11 protein-coding genes are annotated in these 18561 nt (G+C 52.3%); 9 read left to right on the top strand and 2 right to left on the bottom strand.

The features are described 5' to 3' along the window. Positions 1–27 precede the first annotated feature (27 nt). The 8 genes from gltA to ACPAOP_RS11795 all read left to right on the top strand — a co-directional run bounded on the left by gltA (position 28) and on the right by ACPAOP_RS11795 (position 10986). Positions 28–1332, top strand: a complete 1305-nt coding sequence (gene gltA, locus ACPAOP_RS11830; RefSeq protein ID WP_423681672.1) for a citrate synthase — start codon at positions 28–30, stop codon at positions 1330–1332. A 294-nt stretch (positions 1333–1626) separates the two neighbouring features. Then, on the top strand, positions 1627–4482 hold the full coding sequence (locus ACPAOP_RS11825; protein ID WP_423681673.1) for a 2-oxoglutarate dehydrogenase E1 component: 2856 nt from the start codon (positions 1627–1629) through the stop codon (positions 4480–4482). 61 nt (positions 4483–4543) lie between these two features. Next, positions 4544–5797, top strand: a complete 1254-nt coding sequence (odhB, locus tag ACPAOP_RS11820) for a 2-oxoglutarate dehydrogenase complex dihydrolipoyllysine-residue succinyltransferase (protein WP_423681675.1) — start codon at positions 4544–4546, stop codon at positions 5795–5797. Positions 5798–5809: 12 nt separating this feature from the next. Then, positions 5810–6166 carry a PspC domain-containing protein gene (locus ACPAOP_RS11815; RefSeq protein WP_423708162.1) on the top strand — a complete coding sequence of 119 codons (357 nt, stop codon included), beginning with the start codon at positions 5810–5812 and terminating at the stop codon, positions 6164–6166. Positions 6167–6234: 68 nt separating this feature from the next. Further along, the gene (lpdA, locus tag ACPAOP_RS11810) at positions 6235–7662 is read left to right on the top strand and encodes a dihydrolipoyl dehydrogenase (RefSeq protein ID WP_423708160.1); all 1428 of its coding nucleotides are present in this window, start codon (positions 6235–6237) and stop codon (positions 7660–7662) included. Positions 7663–7945: 283 nt separating this feature from the next. Then, positions 7946–9043, top strand: coding sequence for a cell division protein ZapE (gene zapE, locus ACPAOP_RS11805; protein ID WP_423682268.1), 1098 nt, complete (start codon positions 7946–7948; stop codon positions 9041–9043). Next, positions 9043–9453, top strand: a complete 411-nt coding sequence (locus ACPAOP_RS11800; protein WP_423681680.1) for a hypothetical protein — start codon at positions 9043–9045, stop codon at positions 9451–9453. Before zapE ends, ACPAOP_RS11800 begins: the two co-directional genes overlap by 1 nt. Before the next feature lie 267 nt (positions 9454–9720). Next, a complete protein-coding gene (locus ACPAOP_RS11795) occupies positions 9721–10986 on the top strand; it encodes a DEAD/DEAH box helicase (protein WP_423708158.1) in 1266 nt (421 codons plus the stop codon). Between the two features lie 44 nt (positions 10987–11030). Here ACPAOP_RS11795 and ACPAOP_RS11790 read toward each other — a convergent pair whose 3' ends face one another. Both ACPAOP_RS11790 and upp read right to left on the bottom strand, forming a co-directional pair. Further along, the gene (locus ACPAOP_RS11790) at positions 11031–12197 is read right to left on the bottom strand and encodes a pyridoxal phosphate-dependent aminotransferase (protein WP_423708157.1); all 1167 of its coding nucleotides are present in this window, start codon (positions 12195–12197) and stop codon (positions 11031–11033) included. Between the two features lie 89 nt (positions 12198–12286). Continuing rightward, positions 12287–12919, bottom strand: coding sequence for a uracil phosphoribosyltransferase (gene upp / locus ACPAOP_RS11785; RefSeq protein WP_423681683.1), 633 nt, complete (start codon positions 12917–12919; stop codon positions 12287–12289). Between the two features lie 215 nt (positions 12920–13134). Between upp and ACPAOP_RS11780 the strand changes: the two genes are divergently transcribed. Further along, on the top strand, positions 13135–18546 hold the full coding sequence (locus ACPAOP_RS11780) for a hypothetical protein (protein WP_423708155.1): 5412 nt from the start codon (positions 13135–13137) through the stop codon (positions 18544–18546). Positions 18547–18561: the final 15 nt, after the last annotated feature.

Genomic DNA, 18561 nt, shown 5'->3' with positions numbered 1-18561 from the left:
ACTCACCTCTTATCTGAAGGAAGAGCCATGACTAATTCTGAAACAAAAGCAACCCTCTCATTCTCTGATGGCTCGCCATCACTGGATATGCCGATTTACAAGGGATCGATTGGTCCTGATGTTATAGACATCCGTAAGTTGTATGGCTCTACCGGTATGTTCACTTATGATCCGGGTTTCATGTCGACTGCGGCATGTAATTCTTCGATCACCTATATTGATGGTGATAAAGGTGAGTTGCTGTACCGCGGCTATCCGATTGAGCAGTTAGCGGTTAATGGCGGTGATTTTCTTGAAACTTGCTATTTGTTGTTGAATGGTGAATTGCCGACGGCAGAAGAAAAAGCAAAATTTGTCGCCACCGTGACTAATCACACGATGGTTCACGAACAGATGCAGTTCTTCTTCCGTGGCTTCCGCCGTGATGCACATCCGATGTCTGTGCTGGTTGGTACGGTTGGTGCATTGTCTTCGTTCTATCACGATTCTCTGGATATTAACGATCCTCATCACCGTGAAGTGTCAGCGATACGTCTGATCGCGAAAATGCCAACGCTCGTAGCGATGGCGTATAAATATTCTATCGGTCAGCCTTTCGTTTATCCACGTAATGACTTGTCTTATAGCGCTAACTTCATGCACATGATGTTCTCGACACCATGCGCCGAATACAAAGTTAACGAAGTTCTGGTTCGTGCTTTGGATCGTATCCTGATTTTGCATGCAGATCACGAACAAAATGCGTCAACATCGACAGTGCGTCTGGCTGGCTCTTCCGGCGCCAATCCATTTGCATGTATCGCAGCTGGTATCGCTTGCTTGTGGGGCCCTGCTCACGGTGGTGCGAATGAAGCTGCGCTGAGTATGCTCGAAGAAATCGGCACCGTAGATAATATTCCTCAGTTCATCGCTCAGGTAAAAGACAAAAACTCCGGCGTTAAGCTGATGGGCTTTGGTCACCGTGTTTATAAAAACTACGATCCACGTGCGAAACTGATGCGTGAAACTTGCTATGAAGTGTTGCAAGAACTGGGTCTGCAGGATGATCCATTGTTCAAGCTGGCAATGGCGTTGGAAAAAATCGCACTGGAAGATGAATACTTCGTCAGCCGTAAACTGTACCCTAACGTTGACTTCTACTCCGGTATCGTACAGCGCGCACTGGGTATCCCGACTGCACTGTTCACAGGCATCTTCGCGCTGGCACGTACCGTTGGCTGGATCGCTCAATGGAAAGAAATGATTTCTGATCCTGAACAAAAAATTGGCCGCCCACGTCAATTGTTTGTTGGCGCAGCAAAACGTGATGTTCCTGCTATCGATAAGCGTTAATTCGCGATAGCTGGGTATCGCACTGCAGCATCGAAAAAAGCGAGTCTTTGTGGCTCGCTTTTTTTTTATTCGCTAAATATGCTATGCTTCGGCTCGAATGTAAATTTTAGATGTTTTTTCGTTTTGGAATCAAAAAACATATTGAGATTGATGTGCGTTTTGACTCCGATACGAAAATAGTTTGAAACAAGCCCTTCCCCACAACTTGATGTGCAATCCGCTAACCGGTCAGGCCGTGTCGCGGAAGGTTAGTTAACCCGCTAATCTCGCGAAACGCGAAGAAAGGTGAGCAAGATGATGCAACAATATAACGCTAATTCGTATTTGTTCGGCGGCAACGCGCCGTATGTAGAAGAGCTTTACGAAGCGTATCTGAATAATCCCGGTTCCGTTCCTGAAAACTGGCGTGCGTATTTCGACGCCATGCAACACGTGCCTGCAGTTGATGGCTCCAGTAAGCCTGACGTTGCTCATGCACCTGTGATTGCTTCTTTTGCCGAACGTGCAAAACACGGACCGATTCGCGCTGTCAGCGCTAACGCTGATGCCGATATGGGACGTAAGCGCGTTTTCGCGCAGCAGCTGATCGCTGCATATCGCTTTCTGGGAAGTCACTGGGCAAACCTTGATCCTTTGCAGCGTCAGGAACGTCCGAATATTCCTGAGCTGGATCCGAGTTTCTACGGCTTCACTGATGCCGACATGGACATCAAGTTCAATATCTCGAATACTTACTTCGGACCTGAATCTGCCTCTTTGCGTGATCTGATTAATTTCCTGCGTGATACATACTGCCGTTCCATCGGTGCAGAATTCATGTATATCAGTGATCCGGCTGAAAAGCGCTGGATACAGCAAAAACTCGAATCTATCCGTTCCACACCTTCTTTTACTCCGGAAAAGAAAAAACATATTCTTGACCGTCTGACCGCAGCCGAAGGCCTGGAACGCTATCTTCATACTAAATATGTTGGTCAGAAACGTTTCTCGCTCGAGGGCGGTGAGAGTTTCATTGCGTCGATTGATGAAACAATTCAGCGCGCCGGTGAGCGCGGTGTTGAAGAAATCGTTATCGGTATGGCGCATCGCGGCCGTCTGAACGTTCTGGTGAATACTTTAGGTAAAATGCCGCAGGATCTGTTTGCTGAATTTGAGGGCAAACACGGTGACGACTTGCCTGCAGGTGACGTGAAATACCACCAGGGTTTCTCATCCGATATCTCTACTCCAGGTGGTCCGGTTCACTTGTCTCTGGCATTTAATCCTTCTCACCTCGAGATCGTTAATCCTGTGGTTGAAGGTTCTGTCAAAGCGCGTATGGATCGCCGCGGCGACAAAGATGGCTCACAAGTGTTACCTATTCTGGTGCATGGTGATGCCGCTTTCGCAGGGCAGGGCGTTGTGATGGAAACCTTGAATCTGGCGCAGACACGTGGCTACGGTACCGGTGGTACGGTGCACATCGTCATTAACAACCAGATCGGTTTCACGACATCTGATCCACGTGATTCCCGTTCCACACTGTATTGCTCTGATGTCGTCAAGATGATTGAAGCTCCGGTGTTACACGTGAATGCGGACGATCCGGAAGCCGTTGTTCTGGCAACGCAGATTGCTCTTGATTACCGTATGGAATTCAAGAAAGACGTCGTTGTTGATATCATCTGCTACCGTAAACTGGGCCACAATGAGCAAGATACGCCAGCATTGACGCAGCCGCTGATGTACAAAAAAATCGGACAGCATCCTGGTACACGTAAATTGTATGCAGATAAACTGGCTGCACAGGGTACGATTTCTGCGGACACCGGCGATCAGATGGTCAAGGAATTCCGTGATGCGATGGATGCAGGTAAGCATACCCATGATCCGGTCATTTCTAACTTCAAAAACAAATACGCAGTTGACTGGATTCCTTTCCTGAATCGCAAGTGGACAGATGCTGCTGACACTGCTGTGCCGGTAACAGAGCTGAAACGTCTGGCAGAGCGTATTACTGTCGTACCGGAAGGCTTTAAGCCACATAGCCTGGTAGAAAAAGTTCTCGGTGACCGTGCTGCGATGGGGCGCGGTGAAATGAATCTGGACTGGGGTATGGGTGAACATCTTGCCTACGCTTCTCTGCTGTCCTCCGGTTACGCAATTCGTCTGACAGGTCAGGATGCTGGTCGTGGTACTTTCGTTCACCGTCATGCCGTTCTGCATGATCAGAAGCGTGAACGCTGGGATGCCGGTACCTACATCCCTCTGCAAAATATCTCTGATAAACAGGCACCATTTACTGTTATCGACTCTGTTTTGTCAGAAGAAGCTGTACTCGGCTTTGAATATGGTTACTCCACAGCAGAACCAAATACGCTGACTATCTGGGAAGCGCAGTTCGGCGATTTCGCTAACGGTGCACAGGTAGTAATCGATCAGTTCATCAGTTCCGGTGAAGTGAAGTGGGGTCGTGCCTGCGGTCTGGTAATGATGCTGCCACATGGTTACGAAGGTCAGGGTCCTGAGCACTCATCCGCTCGTCCTGAACGTTTCCTGCAATTATGCGCAGATAACAATATGCAAGTGGTTCAGCCGACAACTGCGGCGCAGATTTTCCATCTGCTGCGCCGTCAGATGATTCGTCAGTTCCGCAAGCCACTCGTGATCATGACACCGAAATCTTTGTTGCGTAATAAAGATGCAGGTTCGCCATTGTCTGAGCTGGCAAAAGGCAGCTTCCATACCGTGATTGGTGAAGTCGATGAAACGATTGACGCGAAAAAAGTAAAACGCGTTATCGCTTGCTCCGGTAAGGTGTACTACGATCTGGTGAATGCTCGTAAAGAGCGCGCGCAGACAGATACTGCGATCATCCGTGTTGAGCAGTTGTATCCATTCCCACATAAGAGCTTCGCTGCGGAATTGAAAAAATTCCCTAACATGGCTGAGTTGGTCTGGGCGCAGGATGAACCGCAAAATCAAGGTCCATGGTTCCAGATCCAGCACAATATTTTTGAAAGTCTGGAAGAAGGTCAGAAACTTGCTTACGCAGGTCGTCCAGCGAGTGCATCGCCAGCGGTCGGTTACTACGACAAGCACTATGCACAGCAAAAAGCATTGCTGGAAACGGCATTTTCCAAACTCAAGGGCTTTGTCCTGACTAAATAATGACGCGGCACGGCACCAGAAGCTGGTGCCGTGTCTGGCTACCCGAATCGGAGAGTAAAAAATGGCAATTATCGAAGTTAAAGTTCCTCAATTATCAGAGTCCGTCGCTGAAGCGACTTTGCTGACATGGCATAAAAAAGTAGGTGAATCCGTTGCGCGCGATGAAAATCTGATCGACGTTGAGACAGATAAGGTTGTTCTGGAATTGCCAGCACCTGACGCTGGTGTGATCACACAAATCATCAAGGGTGATGGCAGCACAGTTGTTGCTGGTGAAGTGATCGCGATCCTTGATACAGCAGCGAGCGCCGGAACAGTTGCAGCGCCTGCAGCTGCACCAGCGGCGGTCGCCGCAGCACCTGCAGTTGCTGCATCTGCTGATGCAAAATCATCGGCGGGCGTTGCTATGCCGGCAGCTGCAAAAATCCTGGCTGAAAACGGTTTGTCTGCTGGCCAGGTTGATGGCTCAGGTAAAGATGGTCGCGTCACTAAAGGTGATGCGCTGGCAGCTGTTGCTGGCAAAGCGGTTCCAGCTGTTGCGCCACTGGCTGCGCCTGCGGCAACGAAACCGGCATTGCAACAAGTGAATGCACCTGCTGCTGTGAACCTGGGTGACCGCCCTGAAGAACGCGTTCCTATGAGCCGTCTGCGTGCACGTATCGCTGAGCGTCTGGTGCAATCGCAATCAACTAATGCAATTCTGACGACATTCAATGAAGTTAACATGGCGCCAGTCATGGAATTGCGCAATAAGTACAAAGATAAATTTGAAAAAGAACACGGTGTGAAGCTGGGTTTCATGTCGTTCTTTGTCAAAGCAGCTGTTGCAGCGCTGAAAAAATATCCTATCATCAACGCGTCCGTTGACGGTAATGACATCGTTTATCACGGCTACTTTGATATCGGTATCGCAGTTGGTTCGCCACGTGGTCTGGTCGTACCTATTCTGCGTAATGCTGATCAGATGTCGATCGCTGAAATTGAAAAGAAAATCGGTGAATTCGGTGCCAAAGCGAAAGATGGTAAGTTGACGCTCGACGACCTGACTGGCGGTACATTCTCCATTTCTAATGGCGGTACTTTCGGTTCCATGTTATCGACACCGATCATCAACCCACCACAATCTGCGATTCTGGGTGTGCATGCAACCAAAGACCGCGCAGTGGTTGAAAATGGTCAGATCGTGATTCGTCCGATGAACTATCTGGCGATGTCTTACGATCACCGCATCATCGACGGTCGTGAAGCAGTATTGGCGCTGGTTGCGATGAAAGACGCGCTGGAAGATCCATCACGCCTGTTGCTGGATCTGTAAGAGGCCATCGTCGTGAACATCGCTGACGACATCAAACGTCTGCATGAACTGCATCAGGCAGGAGCACTGACTGATGCAGAGTTCGCGCAAGCCAAGGCGAAGCTCCTGTCTTCCGTTGGAAGCGGAGCTTCCGCTCAGAATGCAAATAGCAATTCTTTTTCCGGTATCGATGATTCTCTGAACCAGCTGAACCGCTTCCGTCGTTCAAATACTGATCGGTGGCTGGGCGGTATTTGCGGTGGTTTAGGCAAGTTCACCGGCCTTGAATCATGGATATGGCGTTTGTTGTTTGTCTTTTTCACTTGTTATTTCGGTGCAGGTCTGGTCGCTTATGTCTTAGCGTGGATTTTTGTGCCGGAAGAAGAGTGAATCCGCCTGTTCACCGTATGTCTTTTCCTCACGCGTAATCAGAAACAATCAGAAATCAGGATAAATCCATGAGCAAACAATTTGATGTCGTCGTAATCGGCGGCGGCCCTGGCGGCTATATCGCAGCAATCCGTGCTGCACAACTCGGTTTTTCTACTGCCTGTATCGATGCCTGGAGTAACGATAAAGGCGGCCCGGCACCGGGCGGTACCTGCACCAACGTTGGTTGCATTCCATCTAAAGCCCTGCTGCAATCATCCGAACACTTTGAACATGCAGGTCACGCATTTGCTGACCACGGTATTTCGGTATCCGGTCTGGGTATGGATGTCGCAAAAATGCTGGGACGTAAAAACACCATCGTTAAACAAAATAACGACGGTATTCTGTTCCTGTTCAAAAAGAATAAAGTCACTTTCTTCCACGGTCATGGTTCTTTCGTGAAAGCCGATGCGGCTGGTTACGAAATTAAGGTTGCCGGTAAAACAGAAGAAAGCATCACTGGCAAGCACGTCATCGTCGCAACTGGTTCTAATGCACGCGCATTGCCAGCAGCACCGTTCGATGAAAAGACAATTTTGTCCAACGAAGGCGCACTGAATATCGCTGAAGTACCGAAAAAACTTGGTGTGATCGGTGCAGGCGTGATCGGTTTGGAAATGGGCAGCGTATGGCGTCGCCTCGGTGCTGAAGTGACTGTACTCGAAGCTTTGCCAACGTTCCTCGGTGCAGTGGACGAACAAATCGCCAAAGAAGCGAAAAAACTGTTCGACAAACAAGGCCTGAAAATTAACCTCGGCGTGAAAATCGGCGAGATCGTCAACAGTGGTAAAGACGTGACCGTCAATTACACCGATGACAAAGGCGCAGAACACAAAGCCGTATTCGACAAGCTAATCATTTCTATCGGCCGCACACCAAACACCAACGGCCTGAATGCCGAAGGCGTTGGCCTGGCACTCGATGAACGTGGTTTCATCGCGGTGGATGGCGATTGCAAAACCAATCTGCCTAACGTCTGGGCGGTCGGTGACGTGGTACGCGGTCCTATGCTCGCACATAAAGCGGAAGAAGAAGGCGTTGCCGTTGCAGAACGTATCGCTGGCCAACACGGTCACGTGAACTTCAATACGATTCCTTGGGTGATTTACACATCCCCTGAAATCGCGTGGGTAGGTCGTACCGAACAGCAATTGAAAGCCGATGGCGTTGCGTACAAAGCCGGTACTTTCCCATTCATGGCGAATGGCCGCGCACGTGCGCTGGGTGATACTTCCGGTATGGTGAAATTCCTCGCCGATGCAACGACCGATGAAATCCTCGGCGTACACATCGTTGGTCCTATGGCTTCAGAATTGATCTCTGAAGCAGTGGTCGCAATGGAATTCCGTGCGTCTTCTGAAGATATCGCCCGTATTTGCCACGCCCATCCTTCTTTGTCGGAAGCGACAAAAGAAGCCGCGCTGGCAGTAGATAAACGTTCGCTCAACTTCTGATCGATACGTCATCTGCACTACGATAAAAATGGACGAGTCGGATACTCGTCCATTTTTATTATTGCTCTATCCGCGGTGTCAACGCGTGTGGTTGGCGTTACCGGCGGTCAACGACCAGCCAGACTGGTTCCGTATTTTTCTGACCGGCAGACGAAGTGGTTTCGGTTGTCAGTGCGAGTCAATCTGACTCAATGTGAATCAGCATGAATCAACGCACGGATGAATGATGGCATCGATGCGTACCGCACAAAATACGTGAGGAAACAGCTTGAAAAAACAGACTATGGATGTACAACAGTTTTACGACGAAGCGCTGACCCAGCGTGGATTTAAAGCCGATGAAGCGCAGAAACGCGCCGTTGATCGCCTGCAGCAAGCCTATGAAGAATGGGTGCTGTACAAAGGCAAGCGTGCCAATAAACTGACCCGTCTTATCACACGTCCTGAAGTACCGCGCGGCGTTTATATGTGGGGCGGAGTAGGGCGCGGCAAGTCGTTTCTGATGGACAGTTTTTATTCCGTCGTCCCTGTCGTACGTAAAACCCGTCTGCATTTTCACGAATTCATGCGCGCCGTGCATCGTCAGTTAGACGAACTCAAAGGCGTTGCAGATCCGCTGGATGAAGTCGCGAAACGCATCGCGAAAAAATACCGCCTGATCTGTTTTGATGAGTTCCATGTGTCCGACGTTGCGGATGCGATGCTGCTGTACAACCTGCTCAAAGCCTTGTTTGATAACGGCGTGTCGTTTGTCATGACATCCAATTATCAGCCCGATCTGTTGTATCCAGAGGGCCTGCATCGTGACCGCATGCTGCCGACGATTGCCTTACTCAAAGAAAAGCTCGATGTGATGAACGTCGATTCCGGTAATGATTACCGCAAACGTGCGCTGGAACAAGTGCAGGCGTATCTGACGCCGCTCTCAGCCGCGACCGATAAAGCGCTGCGCGATACGTTTTCGCGTATTGCCGACACCAAAGATGAAGACCCGCATGTCGATATCGAAGGCCGCACACTGAAAGCACTGCGCCGTGCCGGTGGCGTGATCTGGTTTGATTTTCATACACTGTGCGGCGGCCCGCGTTCACAGAACGATTACCTCGAAATCGCCAGCCGCTTTCATACCGTAATTTTGTCTTCTATTCCGTGCATGTCCGCTGCCATGTCCTCAGAGGCGCGGCGGTTCACCTGGCTGATCGACGTGTTTTACGATAACAAGGTCAAACTGATTATGTCCGCCGAAGTTGCGCCCGAAGAGCTGTATACTAAGGGCACACTCTCGAACGAGTTTCACCGTACCGTCTCACGCATCATAGAAATGCAGTCCAAAGAATACATGGAAGCTGATCAACGCCAACTTGCCGATAACCTAGCCTGATGAAATTTCTCTCACACTTATTTGCTTCCAGCCTGCTGCTGACGTACATCAGCGTGGCACATGCTGATACTGCGGCTGATCAGGAAAAAGCAGAACTCGCCAGCATCGCCCAGCTTGTGCAGGACATGGACGCGCGCTATCCGGTCAACAGCATACAAACCAACGAAGTCGCTGATGCCGTCATCGCCGAAAGCGAAGCGCTGCAACGCCGCCTGCAAACCTGGTATCAGGCATCAGAGCGCCATTGTTATGACATTTTCTTTGTCAATGACTGCCTGCAAGACATTAAAGTGCAGCGCCGCCGTTACCTGCCAACGCTGCAACGCATGTCTATCGAAGCCAAAGCCGTACAACGCCAGATCCGCGTGATCGAAAAAGACCGCGAACAAGCCCGCAAACAAGTCGATTAATCCTCGCTCTACCGGCCCGTCGCCACAGCCAGTGGCGACACTCCCCAGATCGCTTTGGGACCGTAAAAGTGTTAAAAAAAGGGGAGTATATGGCATTTTCACCTTATTCTCAGCGTGAATGCTGGGCTTCTAAATATACTCCCCCCTAGTATTTTTGGCCTCATTTGGCAGGCTACCAGGCTCCAAATCGTGTGTGCATCGCCCCATTTACTTTCTCACCCTCAGAATACGGTATAGTGCCGACCATCTTTCAGCAAAGCTTTATTCATGTCATTTTCCAGCCTGGGCCTCACGCCCGCACTTCTGAGCGCCTTGCGCGACCGTAGTTATACCGAAGCGACTGCCGTGCAGGCCGCCGCGATTCCTGTGATCTTGCAAGGCAAGGATGTGATTGCCGAGGCGCAGACCGGCTCCGGAAAAACCATCGCCTTCTGTGCGCCGCTCTTACAAAATCTGGTGCTGACGGCGGCGCGTCCGCGTGCGGTGCAGGTGTTGATTCTGGTGCCGACCCGCGAGCTTGCCGCGCAAGTGGGCACCACGCTGAGCAGTCTGTGTAAATCGGCTGCACCGGCTGCCAAATTGGCAGTGGTGTTTGGTGGTGTCTCGATTAATCCGCAAATGCTGCATTTACGTGGCGGTGCCGACATCGTGATCGCGACGCCGGGGCGTTTGCTGGATCTGATCGATCACAATGCTTTGTCATTGGCACGCGTGAATACGCTGGTGCTGGACGAGGCCGACCGCTTGCTGGAGCTGGGTTTTGCCGATGAGTTAAACCGCATTGTGGCAATGTTGCCGGCACAGCGTCAGAATTTATTATTCTCTGCGACGTTTGCGCCGGAAGTGGAAAGTCTGGCGGCGCGTATCAGCCCGCAACTGCAACGTATCCGCATAGCAGTCACTGACGCCGGTAAGCCGGATATCACACAACGGGCCATCCGTGTTGATGCGCCTCGCCGTACCCAATTATTGCGGCATCTGCTGACCAGTGAGAAATGGCCGCGGGTGCTGGTGTTTGTCGCGACCAAGTATGCGGCGGAGCTGGTGGCGGTGAAATTGCGTCGTGCGCATATTGCAGCGGAACCATTTCATGGCGAGCTGACGCAGGGCAAGCGCGAACAAGTGCTGGCCGATTTCAAGGCGTCGCGCCTGAAAGTAGTGGTGGCAACCGATGTTGCTGCGCGTGGCATCGACATCGCGCAGTTGCCAGTGGTGGTGAATTATGATTTGCCGCGTTCCAGCGATGATTATATTCATCGCATAGGCCGTACCGGCCGTGCTGGTCTCAGCGGGCTGGCGTATAACTTTGTGACGCCGGAATCTGCCGCTCATTTTGCGCTGATCGCGCGTAAGCATGGTTTGCGTCTGGAGCTGGAATCGATCCCGGGTTTTGAAGTAAGCGCTTTGCCGGTTGCTGTCAGTGAGCGCGTGCCTGATGTGAATGGTGGCGTAAAAGGTAAACGCCCGAGTAAAAAAGACAAATTGCGTGCAATGGCGGCACAGCAAGCGGCAGCGGCAAAAGACGATAATTAAGCTGGACTGTAATGTCGCGGCTGATCGGTCATTGTCGTTCGGCGTTACAGTGCCGCCAGCCTTGCAATCGCCGTTTCCAGTGTCGCGTCCTGTTTGGCAAAACAAAAGCGCACCACGCCGGATTCTTTTGCCTGCTGATAAAAAGCCGATACGGGAATTGCCGCAACGCCGATTTCACTGGTCAGCCAGCGCGCAAAATCGAGTTCCGGTAAATCTGAAATCGCGCTGTAATCCACACTTTGAAAATACGTGCCCGCACATGGCAACAGGCGAAAGCGGGAATGCGCGAGGCCATCGCGGAACAGGTCGCGCTTACGTTGGTAAAACGCGGGCAATTCCAGATACGGCGCGGGATTCGCCATGTACTGCGCTAATCCAACCTGCATAGGCGTATTCACGGTGAAGACATTGAACTGGTGCACCTTGCGGAATTCTGCCATCAGCGCCGCCGGGGCGACGACATAGCCGACTTTCCAGCCGGTCACATGATAGGTTTTACCAAAACTGGAGATGATGTAGCTGCGCTGCGCCAGTTCCGGGTGGCGCGCGAGTGATTCGTGGCGTTGCCCGTCATAGACCATGTGTTCATATACCTCATCTGAGGCAATGAGGATGCAGGTGTCACGCACAATATCGGTCAATGCCGCGATATCGCTGGCGCTCAGCACAGAGCCGGTAGGATTGTGCGGCGAATTGAGCATGATCAGCCGGGTTTTGCCGGTGATGCTGGCGCGGACTTTGTCCCACGGTATGCTGTAGCCATGCTCGCCTAATTCCATGCTGACGAAAACAGGCACGCCACCGGCGAGTCTGATGGATGGCACATAGCTGTCATACGCAGGTTCGATCACAATCACTTCATCGCCCGCATGCACGCAGGCCAGCAAGATAGTCAGTATGCCTTGCGTGGCCCCGGCAGTGACGGTGATTTCGCTGGCGGGATCATATTGGTAACCGTAAATCGCCGCGATTTTAGCCGCGATCTGCTCTCTGAATACAGCAACACCCGGCATCGGCGGATATTGATTGTGCCCGTCAGTCATGGCGCGGGCGACTGCTGCTGGCAGCGTGGGGTCGCAATCGAAATCCGGAAACCCTTGTCCCAGATTCACGGCTTTTTTCTCAGCGGCAAGTGCAGACATCACTGAAAAAATCGTGGTGCCGACTTCGGGTAATTTGGAAGCTGGAATGAAACTGGCGGTCGTTGTCATATTCAGTGCAGGGAAAGAGATACATCATTCTGAAAACAGAAACAAAAAAGCCCCGGCGCTGTGAGGCTGCCGGGGCGATTCGCTTGAATTTATTTGGTGCCGAACAGGCGGTCACCAGCATCGCCCAAGCCCGGGACGATATAACCATGATCGTTCAGACATTGATCGATGGATGCGGTAATGATAGGCACATCAGGATGCGCATTTTGCATAACCTTGATGCCTTCCGGTGCGGCCAGCAGGCAGACAAATTTAATCGACTTCGCACCGCCCTGCTTCAGGCGGGTGATTGCGGCAGCGGCAGAGTTACCGGTGGCCAGCATAGGATCAACCACGATCACCAGACGGTCAGCGATATCTTCCGGCACTTTGTAGTAGTACTCAACCGGTTCCAGCGTTTCCGGGTCACGATACAGACCAATATGACCAACGCGCGCATTCGGCAGCAGATCCAGCATGCCATCCAGTATGCCGTTACCGGCCCGCAGCACAGAGATCACGCAAAGTTTTTTGCCGCTGATCATCGGTGCATCAATGACCTGAATCGGAGTTTCGATACGGGTGAATTCGATAGGCAGATCACGTGTGACTTCGTATGCCAGCATCTGGCTGATCTCGCGCAGCAGGCGGCGGAAATTATCCGTTGGCGTATCTTTACTGCGCATCAGCGACAGTTTGTGCTGCACTAACGGATGTTTTATTTCAGTCACTAATTCATTCAAGGTATTTCTCCAGCTTATTTTGGTGTGACCGCTATTTTACGTCCCTGCGTCGTTTTAGGGGAGACGTTCATTCGTGAATAAACGGGAATAGAAGGGTTTTTCTGGCTTTACTCCGGCAATTGTTTGATTTTTCTTGATTGATAATTCAGGTTAAGAAGTTCCGGAGCCGCCAGGCCAGCGACTTTAGGGGACGACTACTATCTCAGGAGTGAAGAATGGACAGCAATCAGTCATTATTAAATAAATTTTCTTTAGGGAATTTCTCCCTTGATCAGCGTATGGATCAGAAAGAAGATTTTTTATCTTCTCCTGATGATCTGGAGTCGAATTCCCGTATCGACGTCAAAGGCATACGCGAGGCGATTGCCCGTGTTGAAGCGGAAGCCCGCGCCACCGTAGCCTCTGAAACCCGTCTGAAAGCCGAGGCGCAGGCGCGTGCGATGGCAGAAGCCCGCGCGCAGGCAGAAGCCGAAGCCGCCGAACTGGCGCAGAAAAAATTACAGCTGGAACAGGAAGCTGCAGAAGCCAGCCGTGCCAGATTGCTCGCTGAAAAGCAATCGCAGGCCGCAGCTGCCGCCAGGATTGCGGCGAATGAACAGGAAGCACGTGAATTACAAGAGCGTTCCCAGATGGAAAGCCGTGCCCGTGCGCAATCTGAGCAACGTCTGAAGATAGAGCAGGAAGCCAGAGCACGTGCCGAAATGCAGTTCAAGGCTGAATCTGAAATTACGGCTAAAGCACAGGCGACAGTCAGTGAGTTAAGCAAACAGACAGAAGCGGCCAAAAATTGGGCAGCAGAGCGTTTTGCCGCCTCTGAAAGTGCGCGTCAGCAAGCCGTTGAGCGCGCCCGAGCAGATGCCCGTATTGCGGAACTGGCACGCGAACGTGAAAAGCGTGAACGTGAAGCGCGTGAAACTGCAGAAATGTTGCTCAAGGTGCGTAGCGAAACACTGCAGGCAAGTAAAGAGCGTGATCAGGCTGAAGCTATGGCGCTGGAATGTGCGATCAACCGTGCTCCGGTCGAAGTCCGTGCACGTGAAGATGCGCTGGCACGCGTGGCGATTGAACAGGAACAGGAAGCGATTGCACAGGCCCGCATGGAGTCCGAACGCCGTGCTGCTGAAGCGATTCAGATGCGTATGCAGGCTGAGCAGGAATTGTATGCTGCAGCCTCAAAACGCGAACAGGCAGAAATGATCGCGACTGCAACTGCGCAAGCACGCCGTGAAGCAGAAGATAAAATTCGCCAGGTGACAGAGTCCCGTATCCGCGCAGAACGCGAATTGCAATCGACGGCGATGCATCGCATTGAGAGTGAACAACAGGCGGATGCACAGACACGCGCTCGTCTGCAAGCGGAAGCAGAAGCCTCCGAAGAGGCGCGTCAGCGCCGTATCGCTGAACAGGAAGCAACTGAAGTCGCCCGTCAGCGTGCAGCGGAAGAACAGCGCGCCGCCAAGCTGGCAAAAGAACGCATGGAAATTGAACGTGTCGCGGTGCAAGCTGCCCGTGAGCAGGCTGATGCTGAACAGCAGGCGCTGAGCGCCAGTGCGTTTCAGGCAGAGTTACTCAAGCGGGCCAGTGCTGCAGCCGAACTGAAGGCGAAAAAGGCAGAAGAATTGCTGGCAGCAGAAAAACGTCGTGCAGAAGCAGAGCAAAAAGCAGCTAACGCGCTTGACGCAAAACTGCAGGCAGAGCGTCAGAAAGCAGAAGAAGCAGAAGCCCGTGCCAAAGCGGACGAAGCCCATGCAGAGTTGCTGCGTATGCAGGAAGCAGCTGAGCGCGCGGCACGCGTCGCGCAGGAAGCAGAATACGTGGCCGAAAAAATCGCACTCGAAAAAGCGATCGAGCAAGCGGAATTGCAGCAAAAAATGGCGGAAGCAACAGTCAAAAAGAGTAAGGATGTCAGCGAACTGTTGCGCGTTCAGCAGCAACTTGCTCAGGATGAGGCGAAAGCGATGGAATTACTCGATGAGAAACTGGAGGCTGAGCGTCGTCGTGCCGAGGCGGTACAGCAAATGCTGAAAACGGCAGAGGAAAAACTGGCGCTGGAGCAGGCTGCTCAACTGGAATTAGAAGCCAAGCAACGCGCCGAAGAGGAAATGAAAGCCATTGCCGCGGCAAAAGAGCAGGCTGAGCGTGAACAAAGACTGGCGCTGGAAGCGGCGAATCAGGCTGAACTGAGCGCGCTGGAACAAGCGGAAATTCAAAAGGAAGTACAACGTAAAGCCGCCGCACTGGCAGTGCTGAAATCGCAGCAAGCGATGGAAATGACGCGCGCTGAGCAGGTTCGTACCGAGGCGGAAAAACAGGCTGTACGCGCAGCGCAGGAGAAACTGGAGGCAGAAAAAGCCGCCGCAGAACAAGTGATTGCCCGTGCTCATGCTGACCGTCAGCATGTCAGCGTACTGCAGGCGCGTCAGCAGCAAGAGTCGGAGGCACGTGCCGCACGTCAGGCATTGATTCTGGCTGAGCAGACCCGTCTGCAAAAAATGCAGGAACACGCTGAATTGCAAAAACAGGCGGCCAGCGCGGCACAGGCGAAAGCTGCAGAAGCTGAAGAATTAGGTAAAACCTTGCGTCTGCGTGCGGAATCCGAGCAGAAAGCACTGAATCTGGTACAGGAAAAACTGCGGGCAGAGAAAAAATTAACCGAGGAATTGCAGGCGAAAGCGAAGCTCGAGCAGGAAGCACGTGACAAGCATCTGGCCCGTCTGGAAGCCGAACAGGCGCTGCGTATGGCAACAGAATTAAAGCTCGCAGAAGAAAAGAAACTGCTTGAGCAAAATGCGGCGCAGGCGCAGGCGGAACAGCAGGCAGCGCAGGCTGCAGCAGCGCGTGTGAAGGCAGCAGCGCAGATCACACGTCTGGAGCAGGAAAAGGCGCAGTCACAGCAACAGGCTGCAGCAGCGCTGGAACAACAGGCAAAGCTGGAGCATGAACGCACCGAGGCTGAAAAAGCGATGGCCAAAGCTGCGGCAGAAAAACTGACAGCAGAAAAGATCGCCCACACAGCAGCGCAGGCAAAGGCTGCAGCCGAACAGGAGCAAGCAATTGCTGCCGCTGAACGCGCCCGTGCCGAACAGGAAGCTAGTCAGATGGCTGAGGCGAAGCTGCAGGCAGAAAAAGCCTTGCAATTGCAGGCGCAGGCGTATGCTGCCAGCCAGCAAAAAGCGCATCAGCTGGTGGTTGAAAAGAATCGTCGCATCGCGGAATTGGAACAAGTCGTACAGCAACGCTCCGCTGATGAGGCTGTATTGCTGGCAACAACAACAGCAAAATTGCAGGCGGAACAAAGCGCTCAGCAAGACGTACAAATCCGTCTGGCCAGTGAAAAGCAGGCAAATGAATTTGCTCAGGCTAATGCATACGCACAGCAAGTGGCACGTCTGGCCGGCGAAGCAACGCTCGCTGCAGAGCAGGCTTTACATCAGGAACTGGCTGCACACGCTGATGCGCAGAAGCTGATGGCAGAAATAGCACAACAGCGTGTGCAGCAAGAACAGCAATTACTGAAGGCGCAACAAGAGCGTATCGAGGCAGAACAGGCGCTGGTGGCAATGCTGACGGCGAAGCAAGAGGCTGAAGTTGCTGCAGCAGCGGAAGCGCAGGCGCGCCTGAATGCAGAAGCGGAGCAAGTGGAGTTGCTGGCAGCACGCAAAACTAGCGACGAAGAGGCACGCCTGGCCATAGAAAATCTGAATGCGAAAGAAAAGGAATGGCTGGCGCAGGCGGCTGAAGAGGCATTGATCAAGCGTCAGACTGCTGCCGCACTCGAAGAAAAAACTTCCTTGTTGCTGGAATCCAGCCGTGCAGAACAACAACGCCTGGCGACCGAGCAACAACTGAATGAAGAGTTGCAAGCGAAATTACTGGCGGAACAACAGCAACAGCAAGCCCTGCAACAACGTTTGCAGGCGGAACAAGAGGCAGCACAGATCGCCGCCGCACGTGTTGAACAGGAGCAGGCGGCGGCTCAGGCGTCTCAATTGCAGCTGGAAACTGAGCAGGCCTTATTTGCGCAATCGGCACAACACGCTGAGGCGCAACGCACAGCGGCAGAGGCGATGGAAGCCAGACTGCGTGAAGCAGAAACACTGGCGCTGATCGAAAACCGGCGCGCGGCGGCTGAACTTGAAGAATTGGCCGCCATCGAACAAAAGATGCTGGCAGAACAAAAAGCACTGGCAGAGGCGGAACAGCGTCAGCAAGCTGAGCAGTCTTATCTGCAATTGTCTGAGATTCGTGCTCAGGCTGAGCAAGATGCGAACGTGGCGATGCAGATGAAACTGAGTGCAGAGAAAGAAGCGACAGAATTAGCGCAAATGCACGCGGCTGCAGAAAAAGAAGCAGCTGAACTCGCGCAGATGCGTGCTGATGAGTTGTTGGCATTACAGCAAATGGAAGCGCAAAAGGCTGATCTTGCTCAGCGCGAAATTCAGGCAATACAACTGCAGAAGCAACGCGAACAGGATGAGTTGGACCTGAAGCAGCAGGCATTGACTGCGATCAACCAGAAAATGGAAGCAGAAGCACTGATCCTTAAAGCATCCGAGGAGAGATTGCAGATTGAGGCGGAACTGGCGAAACAAAGCCAGTTGCGCGCACAAAAGGCAGCAGAGGCAAATGCGGCAGAACAGGAAAAACTCGCGGCAGAACAGGCGCTGATCGCGGCATCTGAGTCACTCGCAGAACAAGCCAGAATGGCGACAGCCGAGATGAACGCCCGACTCGAACAACAACAGCAACTGGCAGAAACTGAAGCGCAAAGAATTGCAGCTGAGAATAAGCTGGCGCAGGAGGTTGCCGCTCGTTTACAGGCTGAACAGGCATTGCTGGCTGATTTGCAGCAACAGGAAGAGCAAGAGGCTGCGTTGGCTGATCTGATGCTGCAACGCCGTGCTGAACTGACATCGGCGAAAGCAGCGCTGGAACAAGCGAAGAAAAACATCCTGGCCTTGTCACCGGAAGAAGAGGAACTGGCTACGTTGCAGCAACAGCTCGCGCAACAGCAAGAGGCAATTGAACAACAGAAGCAAGCACGTCAGCAACAGCTTGAGTCACTGAAGGCACAGTTAATGGCAACACAGGCCGCATTGAAAGCGGAAACTGAGCAGGAAAATCTGAGTCTGGCGACAGAACATGCGCAGGCCGAACATCTGGCACAGGAATTGATTGCAAAATTGCGTAACAATCAGCAGCAAAGCGCCGAATGGCGTTTGCAGGCGCAGCAAATGTTGTCGAGCGCACCAGTGGAAATTACTTACGATATCGCTCAGCAAGCAGAGAAAGATGCACAGGAGCGCTTCCGTCTGCGTTTGCGTCCTTCCGTACTGGCTGGCCTGATGTTGTGCGCAGGTGTTGCTGGCGCTGCTGGTTTCGCTAACTTTTCGACACCGATGTCGGTTGCGAATGCGATGGCGGCTAAGGCAGCTCCCGTGGTTGCCACCCCTGCAAACATTTCCACGCCGTCAGCCAGACTGAATGGTGGCATGCAATTGAGCTATGAACTGACTCCTTCTACAAAGCAACATAAAAAATCTGCTGAAAGCGGCATTGCACAGCAGTCCGAACCTGTCGGAACCGACGACAAGTCTGGCTTACAGTTAGCGATGGCAGTGAAGTAGTAGAAGTAACTCAGA

Source organism: Undibacterium sp. WLX3042, assembly GCF_049544825.1.
GTDB lineage: Bacteria > Pseudomonadota > Gammaproteobacteria > Burkholderiales > Burkholderiaceae_D > Undibacterium.
Note: the sequence above shows the minus strand (reverse complement) of the source record. Positions and strands in the feature narration are given on the sequence as shown.